The organism is Providencia sp. PROV205, from assembly GCF_028479505.1.
GTDB lineage: Bacteria > Pseudomonadota > Gammaproteobacteria > Enterobacterales > Enterobacteriaceae > Providencia > Providencia huaxiensis.
Genome location: NZ_JAMPNU010000004.1, coordinates 149,001 through 161,077 on the forward strand (window position 1 = coordinate 149,001; position 12,077 = coordinate 161,077).

Here is a 12,077-nt window from a genome sequence, read left to right on the forward strand (position 1 = left end):
ATTACTCTCTTTTAAATCACAAATGAAAGTGCAAAAGTCCCTGCCAGCGCGACGAAAGACGCAATCAACGTGGCGACACTATAAAAACGGAATGTTTCGGCTAAAGTGGCATTACAGTACTGTTTAACTAACCAGAACAACGAGTCAGTGACGATAGTGCAGCCAATTGCGCCGGAGCCAATGGCTAATGTCATGATTTCTGGGCTAATGTGTGGGTACATTGGCATTAATGGAGCCACAATCGCGGTTGCGCCCATCATCGCAACGGTGGCAGAACCGACAGCGGCATGAAGAATAATGGCGACTAGCCAGGCCAGCAAGATGGGGTGCATATCAATGCCCGATAACACCATCGCTAAGGAGTCGCTCAGTCCACTGCCTTTTAAGATGCCGTTAAATGCCCCACCTGCCCCGATAATCAATAAGATATTAGCAATTGAGCTAAAACTCTCTTCGGTTTTGCTGAGTAATACGCTCATACCCATATTACGTCGAATACCTAACATGTAATAAGCGACAAAAGCAGCAATAAACATAGCGGTTATTGGGTTACCAATAAACTGTAATAAGGTAAATAACTGGCTGTCTTTGCTCATGTTCAAGTCAGCGGCTGTCTTGATTAACATGAGAGCAATTGGCAGTAACACCGTGAACAGTGTGGCACCTAAAGAAGGTAAGTCTTTTTCTTCACGTACTTCAAGGTCAGAGAAGGCCTCCGGCACAGTTTTAAATGGTAAGCGGTCACCTAAGAATTTGAGGAACAGTGGTCCACCAACTAATGAGGCGACTAAGCCTACCGCTAACCCTGCGACAATCACCGTGCCAATGTCAGCCCCCAATTCATTTGTGACAAATAGGGCAGCAGGGTGTGGCGGTACGATGCAATGGACGGCCATCAGAGCGGTACATAATGGGATAGCCAGTTTTAATAACGAGGTATTGGTTCTTTTGGCAATGGAAAATGCGAGTGGGATCAGTAACACCACACCAACCTCAACAAACAGCGTAATACCGCAGATTAACCCAATTAGCACCATGGTAACGTCAGGCGTCAACCAGCGGCTTTTTTGTAAAGTGACCCCGATGCGTTCAGCGGCACCTGAAATTTCCATCATTTTGCCGAGTATGGTACCCAACCCAATAATGGCTGCTAAAAAACCAAGCGTACCGCCAATGCCATTTTCGATGGCGCTGACCATCTCTAATGGGTTCATTTGCATGGAGATACCGACAAAGAAGCTGGCGAGTAAAAGTGCTAAAAAGGGATGAAACTTAAATTTAATAATTGAAACGATGATTAGTAAAATACTGATAACTAAAGTACCAATCATCCACATTGTAGAGTCCATATCCTACCCCTGATCATCTTGTTGTTGTTCTTCTATTGGATAATAAATATTCAAAGGTGACAAACGATGAAACATATGGTTTAGATGAGCTAAATTAACTCAAGGGTGTGATATTAGTCATATAAAATGGAGATTAGTGCATTTGAGTCACCCTAATTCATCTTAAAATGGGTATTGTAGAGATTATTGGGGGTCATTGTTTTTATCGGAGGCGTTGTGTCAGCACATTTCAATCAATTTGAGCAATCTGGATTTATTCAGTGGAATAAACGGTTATCAAGTTATCAGCTATCGCGTCTACATACCTTTGAAGCGGCGGCACGGCACTGCTCTTTTGCATTGGCGGCACAGGAACTGGCGTTAACGCCTAGTGCAGTTAGCCACCGAATTAACACCCTAGAAGGGGAATTGGGGTTTAAATTATTTGAACGTTTTCATCGGCGCATTGAATTGACGGTTGATGGTGAGCGGATTTACTGGGCTTTACGCAAAAATTTGGATGATATTAACCAAGAAATCATTGATATCAAGAACCAAGAAATCTCGGGTGAACTTACGGTATATTCGCGACCATCCATCGCTCAGTGCTGGTTAATTCCCAAAATTGCGGATTTTGCTCATCAATACCCCTCGATTCAATTGAATCTATTAACAGGGAACGATGACGTTAATTTTCGAGGTTATGGTATTGATGTTGCTATTTATTATGATGATATCACTCGGCCAAACTTATATTGTGAAGATTTAATGTCAGAATCAATTGTCCCGGTTTGTAGCCCACAATATGCAGAACAGCATGATTTACTTAATAATATGCACCAATTGAAAAATTGTACTTTATTGCATGATAGGCAAGCATGGAGCAGTAACTCTGACTATGATGAATGGAAGGCGTGGAGTGAGTATTACCAATTAACGTTGTTTCCTCATCGCCGAAACTTATGTTTTGATCGTTCTGATTTAGCGATTGTTGCCGCCATGAACCATGCAGGTGTAGCCATGGGGCGTAAACAATTGGTTGAAAAACGTCTTAAGCGGCAAGAGCTAGTAATGCCATTTGGCGATATTTCGCTGAAGTGCGAACAACGCCACTATTTTGCGATGCTTAATGATAAACGTAATCCGAAGGCAGATATTTTTATTCAATGGTTAAAACAGCAAGTTAACGCAATATCACAAGTAAAATGACGCTTACTCGAGTAAGATAACCACTTGGTGATGTTTTTAGAGAATGGAAAAACCGCAAGCTATGGCCCCGAAAACGCAAAAAGTTGCCACGATCAAAGATGTCGCTGCCAAAGCTCAGGCAGGGAAAACCAGTATCTCACGTTATTTGAATGGTGAATTCCATTTGCTTTCAGATAATTTGCGTCAACGTATTGAAAGTGCCATCCGTGAATTAAACTATCGCCCCAACCAAATGGCACGTAGCTTGAAACATGGGCGAACAGGCCTGATTGGCTTGATTATTGCCGATATCGGTAACCCATTCTCTGTTGAAGTCCTAAAAGGGGTGGAAGCCGAGTCAATCAAACAAGGTTTTATGACAGTGGTTTGCAATGCCAATAATAGCATTGAGCGTGAATGCCAATTTATTCAGCTACTAAAAGGTTACCGCGTGGATGGGCTTATTATAAATTCAGCGGGTGTTAATGAGCAATTCATTGATGTGTTGAAAGAAACCACGCTTCCTTTTGTCTTATTAGATAGAAAAATCGATAACTTTCCCAGTGATATGGTTGGGTTAGATAACCCTGCTTCTGCGCAAATGGCCTTTAATCATCTGATTGAGCAAGGGTTCGAAGCGATTTGCTTCGTGACTGAGCCCATTGTGTATAACAGCGCACGTCAGGAGCGTTTACAGACATTCCAAGCGCTATCACAGAGTCATCAACATATTCAAAGCGAATTTCATGAAGTGACCTTGCCTGACCCGGCAAAATTAGAGGCCATCGTTGCTGATTTTTGTACGGCACATCGTGGTATGCGCAAAGTGATTGTCGCCGCCAATGGCGTGCTGACCTTGCAGTTGGCATATGTCATGAATAAGCAAGGGCTACGTTGGGGGACAGATATTGGTTTTTTAAGTTTCGATAACCTCGAATGGGCTGCATTAGCTGGGCAAGGGGTGACTTCGGTGTCTCAACCGACAGCGGAAATGGGGCACAAGGCGGTGGAGTGCTTGCTAGAAAAACTGGAAGACCCAGATAAACCCCCAGTGCAATACTTATTTAATGGGGAACTACTGATCCGTAAATCAACGACATTGTAGTTTTTAGTGGCTCTTAAAATTTAGTTACCATTTACCAATTTAGCTTAAGGTTTATTACATGTATACTGGTGTGTAGACTAAATTATAACCATTTTGAGAGCATAGGGAACATATGAAAAAGATAGGGATATTATTGCTAGCTAGCCTTGTTTTAGCGGGTTGTAGCACCAGAAGTCAGGTCAAAGAGTATACCTGCCAAGTAGACCAAAGTTATAATCACATCACATTAGAACGTAACGGCAAATTTACCTTTCCAACAGGGGCAAGTAAGGTACAAGTCTTTTTCAATAATGGTCAGGTCAATATTGTTGATTTTGTTGGCTATGAGTATATGAGTTATCCGCTAGTGAAAAGTACAGAGCAGCGACGTGTTGAGAAAATAAAAGACTTTAACATCGTGATAAATAAAGGTGATTATTATTCTGATGTCAATGGCATGTTGGAAATTTACTCACCAACTCAAAAAACAGTGGGGTTATATTATTTAGCGCCATCGACCAGTAAACTGAATTCTATCCAATTTCTGACGGAGTGTGAACGAAGCAGTGTTGCTCGCCCGGGACGCGCTCATGAGCATTGATGGGTAAATAGGCAAAGAACCCTAACAAATTAGGGTTCTTTAGGTTCTGAGTTATTTTGCTATTTCAGGGTTAACACAGTTTTGGCTTAGGTCACCCTTTAAAGCCGCTATTAGGTTATCAACGGCACATTCGACCATAGCATAACGGGTTTCATGGGTGGCGGAACCGATATGCGGCAGAGCAACCACATTTGGCAGCGTGAGTAGCTTAGAGTTGCTTGGAAGCGGCTCCACCTCAAACACATCTAAACCCGCTCCACGAATTATGCCCATTTCTAATGCATCGGTCAGCGCGGCCTCATCAATAATTCGACCTCTTGAACCGTTGATCAAAAACGCACTGGGTTTCATTTTTTCCAACTCATTTTTGCCGATCAATTTTTCGGTTGAAGGTAATAATGGCAGCACGACACAGACAAAATCAGATTCCGCGAGTAATGAATCGAGGTCACAACGACGTGCCTTAAGTTGGTTTTCTGCATCGGAGTGGATATGGTTATTGTAATAGAGAACTGGCATTCCGAAGCCTAAGTGAGCACGTTTAGCGACAGCATAGCCAATGCGCCCCATTCCGAGTATACCAATCGTTTTACCATGCACATTGCTGCCGTATGCATTTTCACCAATACTTTGGGTCCATTGGCCGTTTTTGACCATCTCAGCCATTTCGATAATGCGTCGCGCACTGCAAAGCACTAATGTAAAAATGGTATCCGCGGTGGTTTCGGTTAATACATTGGGGGTATGCATCAATGCAATCTTTCTGGCATTCATGGCGTCAATATCAAATTGGTCGACACCAACCGAAATGGTCGACGCGGCTTTCAAATTTGGTGCATTGGCAATGTCATCTGCTGTGATAGGGTAACTAGCACCAATAATGCCGTCAGCACTCGTCAAAGCTTGTTTAAAGCAAGCGAGATTCTCAGGGGTAATGCTATCAAATGCAGTGACATTAAAGTGCTGCTGTAGCCGCTCAAGTTGATCTGCGGGAATGGATTTATATAAAACAATATTCTTTTTCATGGTGTCCCTTTTAAGCATGCTCTGTGATGACGGCATCACTCTTTTGCTCTTGGTTTGGTTTAACAATCAGGGTAAAGAAAACCGAAGCTAACAATGCGATCCCCATAAACATATACGAGGCACTTGGGCTACCTGTCGCCCCATTTAAGTAACCCACAAACCATGAACCAAAGAATGAACCTAATGCGCCCATACTATTGATTAATGCCATTGCACCACCAGCAACGTTCTTTGGCAACATTTCAGGAATGATAGCGAAGAAGGGCCCGTATGGGGCGTACATTGCAGCACCTGCAATCACTAATAAGGTATAAGAGAACCAGAAATTCGTGCTACCGAGTAAGTATGAACCGAGGAAACACACCGCACCGAGCAAAAGCATTGGCCAGACAAATAATTTGCGGTTATGCATTCGGTCAGATGCCCATGAAACTAAGATCATAGCCATCGTTGCTGCAAGGTATGGGACTGCGGAAAGCCAACCTGTTTCTACCATCCCGAGGTTGGATGCGCCACGAATAATGGATGGCAACCACAGCACAAAGCCATACACCCCAATGCTCCAACAGAAATATTGAGCGCAGAGTAAAATCACATTACGAGACTTAAAGGCTTCACGGTAATTACGAACGGGTTTGATGTTTTTCTGTTCGTCACTCAGGATCTTATCTAATGTCTCTTTTTCTGATTGGCTTAACCAATTGACTTGGTTTGGTTTATCTCGTGCTGTTCTCCACCAGAAAAAGGCCCATAAAATCGCAGGCACTCCTTCAATGATAAACATTTCACGCCAACCGAAGGCTTGAATGAGATAACCGGATAGCACGGACATCCACAGTACCGTAACGGGGTTGCCTAGAATTAAAAAAGTATTGGCGCGAGAGCGCTCTGATTGGGTAAACCAGTTACTGATATAGATAAGCATCGCAGGCATGACCGCGGCTTCGACGACCCCTAGGCTAAAGCGAATAATCACTAGCATTGGGATATTGCTCACCATGCCAGTTAAACTAGCGAATAAGCCCCATAGGAAGATACAAGCAAAAATGAGTTTACGGACACTGCGCTTTTCTGCATAAATAGCCCCCGGTATTTGGAAAAAGAAATAGCCAAGGAAAAATAATGAGCCGAGTAGGGACGACATCCCTTTGGTAATCCCTAAGTCCGCGTTGATCCCTGCGGCAGCGGCAAAACTGTAGTTGGCTCTGTCTAAGTAGGCAAGGCTATAGGTGATAAACACGATTGGCATGATGCGCCACCAACGTGACGCTGCTGGAGTATTCATTGTCATAATCGATTTCCTTTTAACATACCGCTTTAGTGGTGGCTGCAGACAGTAATACCATTTCATGCTGCAGTTGTGCCTGAGTTGGTAAACCTTCACTGTCGCCAATAACTTGAATGGCTCTTGCTCCAACAAAATTACCTCTTGCAACAGCTTGTGGTAATGTCAAACCTTCAAGTAAGGCGCTAATAACGCCAACGGCGAAACCATCACCAGCTCCGACGGTATCAATGACGTGTTTCACATGAACGGCAGGTGCTATGCCCTGTTGGTTATTTGCCGTTTTATAATATGCTCCGTGTTCCCCGGTTTTAATCACAACCACTTCGACACCTTGAGCGAGATAAAAATCAGCAATAGACTCGGGTTGGTCGAAGCCCGTCAGGATTTTGCCTTCTTTTAAGCCGGGTAAGACCCAATTAGCTTGGAACGCGAGTTGGTTGAGCTGTTCGACCATTTCCTGTTCACTTTTCCATAGGGATGGGCGCAAATTGGGGTCAAATGACAGTGTTTTACCTACATTTCGCATCCATTTTGCTGCATACAGTGAAAGTTGATAGCTGGTGGGCGAAAGTGCGGCTGCCACGCCACTTAAATGTAAATGACGGGCAGACAGAAAATACGCTTCATTAAAGTCAGTGAGATCTAAATGGCTGGCTGCTGATCCTTTACGGAAATACTCCACGATGGGATCGGTTCCATTTTCGGCTTTAGATTTAAGTTGGAAGCCCGTTGGGTAACGAGAGTCCACTGTAACGCATTGAGTATCTAGTTGTTCTTTATCCAAAGTGGCTTGAATAAAACGCCCGAAGGAGTCATCGCCAAGTCGGCTTATCCAGCCACTTCTTAACCCTAGGCGAGACAGGCCGATGGCGACATTCAGCTCAGCACCGGCTGCGCGACGGACGAAACTTTCAACTTCGTGCAATTCCCCTGTTTGTGTTGCCACAAACATCATCATGGCTTCACCAAGAGTGATGACATCTAATTGATTTCTCATGATGTTAAATCTCCTTCAACAGAGAAACATAGTATTCAGTGACTGCGCGTAAATCGTGGTCTTCGAGTGGAAACTCGATACCACAAGGAACGTCATTCGGGAGCGCGTTTAGCACTTCTTTCCATGTGCCATCGCTGTCATCAAGTGCTACTGCAACGCATTTATTGCCACGTAATTGGCAGGCTTTAACGTGAATGTAAGCGACTTGGGGGGCAAAAATATGTGCGGCTTTTAACGGATCTTCTTGATGCCAATACCAATTCGCCATATCAAATGCCATTTTTATAGGTAGATTTTGGTGTTTTACATCAGCAAAAAAACGTTCAAGAGGCGCAATGTGACCGCCAACCTCGGTTTGGTCATTCTCGATCACTAACTGTGTGGTGTATTGATTGAGAAGGTTAATGACTTCGGATAAATCATAATTTTCTGGTAATTCACCGAGTGATAGTTTTAAAAAGCGAGCATTAAGTTGTTTGGCATCTTCAAAATAGCCTTGCAGTTTAGTGATTGCGATAGAGGTATGCTGTTGGAATAGCGTGTCTGGCACGGAATAAACCGCAGTGAGCTGTCTTGATTGCAGTCCTTTGGCAATATCAAAAAAATTATCGCTTGGTAGCAATAGTTCTTGACGGATCTCAGCACCATCCGCGTGGCTGCTTTGAATAATATCGAATAAAGCTTGTTGGCCCCCTAATTGTTTTACGGTTTGTGCACCGTAGGCGGCAGTAACAATGATAATGTCTTTGCTCATGACTTTCCTCTGTCTGATTAAAGGGTATTTAGCCCATTTGTCATTGCGAATGACTTATTATGGAACCGGTTCCATTGTGCTTTCTAGTGATGAAAGAGCAAAATCAGAGCTATATCACTAACCAAATGGCGATAAATGTTTAATTAACGATCACTGTCACAACTTTTGATGTAATGGGTGTAATAAAAAGTTCAGATAGGTTTTTCACAGAGTATGTGATTTTGTCAAAGCATCATTTTTGATAGTTTTGCTCAGGGGACGTTTTGGGCTTTAACGGGCTAAAAGAAAGGGCGCTAATTCATTTCTTACTGCAATCAAGAACGATAATTTATTAGTCTAGAAAAAGTAAGGCAGAACTGAGTTATAAGTTCTGCCTTTATTATTTTTATTCAATAAGTTATTGGCTCAATGCATCGGCAACTGCTTTAAAACGAGCAAATTTGTCACGTAGCTGTTGATGGCTAATCGCATTCGGTTGATAAGTGGTGATTTTTGGGGTACTTGCCGCAATAGCGACATCAAAACCTGAATAATAACCTGTTCCGACTGCGGCACAAAGTGCAGCGGCTTGGCAACCTGATTGCTGCACGTTGACGACATCTAACGGTAAGTTACTGGCATCACAGAACATTTGCATCCACAGTGGTGATTGTGTTGGGCCACCCGTGAACCGAATAGATTCGGTTGTATTATCAAGGCCAACAATACGGTCTTGATGCAACAAATGTGAGAATACAATCCCTTGATAGATAGCATAAACAATATCAGCATCTGTATGGTGTGAGCTCAAACCGAGTAGGCCACCGTGCAAATTACTGTGGTAGTTAGAACCGTACAGCCAAGGGAAAAACAGAATATCATTTTGCCGTGTTGCCCCTTCAGCCACGCAGTGATTCAGTACGTCATAATCTTGCAAACGCTGATTGAAGAAGTGCCGAGTAAACCATGCGAGGTTACTGGCTGAGGTCGGGCTGCCTTCATGGACAAAATAGGTGCCTGGGATGCAGTATTTACTCCAGACGTATGGGTAATCAGAAGGCACAATTTCATCAAAGACACGCGTTGAAATAGTCCAAGTGCCTGCTACCGCACTGAGTTTATCTTTTTGGCTCACCCCAGATGCTAACGCTGCGCCGACTACATCAAAGAAGCCACCAAATACAGGGGTTCCTTCCACCAGTCCAGATTCTGCGGCAGCTTTGTGGGTTACGGTACCCGCTAATTGGGCCGAGTTAATCACGGGAGCTAGTTTGTCATTTGCCTCATCAATACCAAACAGTTGGCATAGTTTAGGGTCATAACTCGACTGGATTTGGTTAAATAATTGGCTGCCAGAAATATTGGTTTCTTCGCAGGCAATTTGGTCGGTTAAGCGATAGCGAATATAATCATGAACCATCAAAACATGCTGAGTATCGCGATAATTATCAGGCTCGTGTTGTTTTAGCCAACGCAGTAGTGCCACGGGATGAGAAGCCCATAATTGCTGCAAACTCAATGGGTAAGCTTTATCCGCAGTACCGTTTTGGTGCCATTCATCAACAATGGATTGAGCGCGTGAATCAGATGACACAATCCCATTTCTAACTGGCTTTCCTTGGCTATTGAGCAAATAAAGCCCTTTACCGTGGGAAGAGAAACTGACACCGGAAATTTGGGCGGCACTGAGCTGGCTATTTTGAATCGCTTTGCGGATCACGCTGCAAGTCGCTTCCCATAACATTTCCATGTTGCGTTCACTAAAACCCGCCTGTGGGCTTTCAGTGGGAAAAGAGTGCTCAGCAACCGTAATTTCTTGGCCTTCTGCGGTATAGATACCCGCTTTGATGACGGTACCACCAAGGTCAACACCCATAAAAAATGCATTCATTATCGGCTCCTTTAGGCGTTATACCAGCCAGCTTGTTGCATTTTGTCTTCCATCCAATGACGGGCTTTGATAATTTCAATCAGTGGCTCATCGGCTTTTTCTGTCCACATTTCAATCAGGAAGGAACCGCGGTAATTTAAACGTTTTAATAATTTGAATAAATTAACAAAATCTACGCAGCCTTCACCGAAAGGGACATCACGAAATTGGCCTTTACAGGTTTCAGTCACCGCATATGTATCTTTTAAGTGAATGGCTGCGACGTGTTCAATTCCTTGGGTGAATTCTTTTTCGACATCATTACCCCATGCCGTTAAGTTACCGACATCAGGATACACCTTGAACCAAGGTGAGCGAATTTTATCGGAAAGTGTTTGCCATTTGCTAATGGAATTCATAAATGGCGTATCCATGATTTCCACTGCGCACATCACTTGAGAAGCGGCCGCAATTTCGCTGACCCACTGCATGCCTTTTTCGAAATTGGCAATCGTCTCGGCATCTTGCTCTTCATAGTAAACGTCATATCCTGCGAGCTGAATAGTGCGAATGCCTAAGTCTTGAGCGAGCTTAATGGCTTTTTCCATTAAGGAGTAGGCCATCATACGAGTGGCTTCATCATGGCTACCAAAAGGAAAGCGGCGGTGACCAGATAAACACATACTTGGAATGCGAATACCTGTTTCTTGTATCGCTTTCACAACTTCCAGACGCTCTGCGGTGCTCCAGTCTAATCGAGCCAGACGTTCGTCAGTTTCATCTACTGACATTTCCACAAAATCATAACCCGCAGATTTTGCGATGACTAATTTTTCTAACCAACTGCTGTTCTTCGGTAATGCTTTTTCATAAATACCAATTGGATGCTTACGCATGGTTTTCCCCTTGAAAAATTAACTTTGTGTCGATGCTTTATTAAGGCGTTGGTTACGGTTCATCGCACGTTTAGCACTCCATTTTTCTTTGAAGAACTTGAATGCTAATGCCAAGATGAGCGTGATCCCCCAAACTGCGAGGTTAAAGTGCAGGCTTACACCTAGCAGACTTAAACCTGTCGCAATGACCTGTAAAACCAATAAGGCACAGAACACTCGGCTAACCTTACCAACTCCCCCAAATGGGTTAGTTCCACCTAATACGATGGCAAGAATGGTGAGCAGTAAATAGGAATCCCCGTAGCCCATACGTGCAGAGTTAAAGCGAGCCATCATGATGAGCCCAGCTAACACACATAACAGGCTAGAAATGGTGTATATCGCAATCATGACACGGTCGGTACGAATACCGCTGAACCACGTTGCATTGATATTACTGCCACTCATATAGATATTTTTACCTAAGCGCGTACAGCCTAGAAACAGCGCTAAGAGAATTGCGGTAACAATGAAGATAATCATCGCAATTGGCACCCCAAGCACAGTATCGGAACCAATGGCACGAACAATGGGTGGCATGCCACTCAGTGCGGCTCCTTTGGTGAGGTAAACACCAATGCCGCTGATAATCGTCATTGTACCGAGGGTCACTAAGATCGGGTGGGCTCCGATATGGGAAATCATCAGCCCTGTTAAGCTACCGATAATGACCGCAATCACGGTTGCGCCGATTAATGCGAAGACCAACCACATTAGCTGTGTGCCAGTGCTGGCATCCACTGGGAGGTAATTGATAAACACCCAAGCCATAAAGAGTCCCGTTAAGTTAGCAGTGCTAATAATGGCAAGGTTTAACCCGCCACTTAACATAGGAACAAACATGGCAAAGGTGAGTAAGCCCAACTCAGGTAACTGAAACGTGATGCTTAAAAAGGTATTTTGGGTAAAAAAGTGCCCTGGCATGGCGATACTAAACGCAGCGATAGCCAAAACAAAGATTGAAAGCAGTCCGATAACAGAGCCATCAATTTTAAAAAAAAGATTTTTTCTCATGGTGATATTCCTG

At 43.7% G+C, this 12,077-nt stretch carries 11 protein-coding genes; 3 read left to right on the forward strand and 8 right to left on the reverse strand.

Annotated elements, in window-relative coordinates; all coding sequences use genetic code 11:
• Positions 1 to 11 precede the first annotated feature (11 nt).
• Positions 12 to 1,349, reverse strand: a complete 1,338-nt coding sequence (gene dsdX / locus PR800_RS04465) for a D-serine transporter DsdX (RefSeq protein WP_102138077.1) — start codon at positions 1,347 to 1,349, stop codon at positions 12 to 14.
• A gap of 216 nt (positions 1,350 to 1,565) precedes the next feature.
• Between dsdX and dsdC the strand changes: the two genes are divergently transcribed.
• The 3 genes from dsdC to PR800_RS04480 all read left to right on the forward strand — a co-directional run bounded on the left by dsdC (position 1,566) and on the right by PR800_RS04480 (position 4,201).
• Positions 1,566 to 2,537: a DNA-binding transcriptional regulator DsdC gene (dsdC, locus tag PR800_RS04470; RefSeq protein ID WP_102138076.1), complete on the forward strand. Its 972-nt coding sequence runs from the start codon at positions 1,566 to 1,568 to the stop codon at positions 2,535 to 2,537.
• A gap of 43 nt (positions 2,538 to 2,580) precedes the next feature.
• Positions 2,581 to 3,621 (forward strand): LacI family DNA-binding transcriptional regulator, encoded by a 1,041-nt coding sequence (locus PR800_RS04475; protein ID WP_206276651.1) that lies wholly within the window; start codon positions 2,581 to 2,583, stop codon positions 3,619 to 3,621.
• Between the two features lie 112 nt (positions 3,622 to 3,733).
• Positions 3,734 to 4,201: a hypothetical protein gene (locus PR800_RS04480; protein ID WP_102138074.1), complete on the forward strand. Its 468-nt coding sequence runs from the start codon at positions 3,734 to 3,736 to the stop codon at positions 4,199 to 4,201.
• A 51-nt stretch (positions 4,202 to 4,252) separates the two neighbouring features.
• On the opposite strand, the gene PR800_RS04485 is transcribed toward PR800_RS04480, so the two are convergent.
• The 7 genes from PR800_RS04485 to PR800_RS04515 all read right to left on the reverse strand — a co-directional run bounded on the left by PR800_RS04485 (position 4,253) and on the right by PR800_RS04515 (position 12,064).
• Complete coding sequence (locus PR800_RS04485; RefSeq protein ID WP_272530294.1) at positions 4,253 to 5,227, reverse strand: NAD(P)-dependent oxidoreductase; 975 nt, start codon at positions 5,225 to 5,227, stop codon at positions 4,253 to 4,255.
• Between the two features lie 10 nt (positions 5,228 to 5,237).
• Positions 5,238 to 6,518, reverse strand: coding sequence for an MFS transporter (locus PR800_RS04490; protein WP_102138072.1), 1,281 nt, complete (start codon positions 6,516 to 6,518; stop codon positions 5,238 to 5,240).
• Positions 6,519 to 6,531: 13 nt separating this feature from the next.
• Positions 6,532 to 7,512, reverse strand: coding sequence for a sugar kinase (locus PR800_RS04495; RefSeq protein ID WP_272530295.1), 981 nt, complete (start codon positions 7,510 to 7,512; stop codon positions 6,532 to 6,534).
• Between the two features lie 4 nt (positions 7,513 to 7,516).
• Complete coding sequence (locus PR800_RS04500; RefSeq protein ID WP_102138070.1) at positions 7,517 to 8,266, reverse strand: sugar phosphate isomerase/epimerase family protein; 750 nt, start codon at positions 8,264 to 8,266, stop codon at positions 7,517 to 7,519.
• Positions 8,267 to 8,663: 397 nt separating this feature from the next.
• On the reverse strand, positions 8,664 to 10,136 hold the full coding sequence (locus tag PR800_RS04505) for an FGGY-family carbohydrate kinase (RefSeq protein ID WP_102138069.1): 1,473 nt from the start codon (positions 10,134 to 10,136) through the stop codon (positions 8,664 to 8,666).
• 11 nt (positions 10,137 to 10,147) lie between these two features.
• Positions 10,148 to 11,011, reverse strand: a complete 864-nt coding sequence (locus tag PR800_RS04510; protein ID WP_166264200.1) for an L-ribulose-5-phosphate 3-epimerase — start codon at positions 11,009 to 11,011, stop codon at positions 10,148 to 10,150.
• An 18-nt stretch (positions 11,012 to 11,029) separates the two neighbouring features.
• On the reverse strand, positions 11,030 to 12,064 hold the full coding sequence (locus tag PR800_RS04515) for an ABC transporter permease (RefSeq protein WP_102138067.1): 1,035 nt from the start codon (positions 12,062 to 12,064) through the stop codon (positions 11,030 to 11,032).
• Between the last annotated feature and the right edge of the window lie 13 nt (positions 12,065 to 12,077).